The sequence below is a fragment of the Streptomyces sp. DH12 genome, from assembly GCF_020873895.1.
GTDB lineage: Bacteria > Actinomycetota > Actinomycetes > Streptomycetales > Streptomycetaceae > Streptomyces.
In genome coordinates, this window is the sequence record NZ_JAHWGT010000569.1 from 1 (window position 1) to 557 (window position 557).

Annotated in this window: 1 protein-coding gene; it reads right to left on the reverse strand. The window is 70.7% G+C overall.

All coding sequences use genetic code 11. The features are described 5' to 3' along the window. Positions 1-102: 102 nt before the first annotated feature. The coding region (locus LPA54_RS35825) for a DUF4389 domain-containing protein (protein WP_228984734.1) at positions 103-557 on the reverse strand (455 nt) is incomplete at its 5' end.

Here is a 557-nt window from a genome sequence, read left to right on the forward strand (position 1 = left end):
GCCTGGTCCCGGCCGCCCTCGCCGAACGCGTACACGTAACGGACCATGTCGGTGCTCCTTCTCGTGAGTCCACGTGACACCCCGTGCGCCTTCGCGAGCGGCTCACGCCGCCGTCCCCGGCTCCCGCCCGCCCTGGTCCAGCCGGAACGGCGGATACGCGTCCGTGAGCAGCACCGCGTAGGCGGCGACCCGCAGCACCCAGCGGTTGAGGCCGAGCAGCAGGTCGTACAGCCCGCGCGGATAGAGCCCGGTGAAGGCCAGGGCGACGCCCGCGAACAGCGTGAGCAGGCCGATGAGGCCGCCCGAGAACCAGGCGAGACGGGCGCCGCCGACCAGGAAGCCCAGGATCAGGTAGTGCGGCAGGGCCAGCAGCCACCACTTCACCAGGACGAGTCCGCGGGACAGGTGCTCCGGGTACGTCACCTCCCAGTGCGCCGGGTAGTCGGGGACGTCGGCGAGGGTGAACGGCGGATAACGGTCGGTGCCCAGAGCGCCGTACGCGTAGTACGCCACACGCCAGCTCCAACGCAGCACACCGGAGGTGAAGTCGAACAACG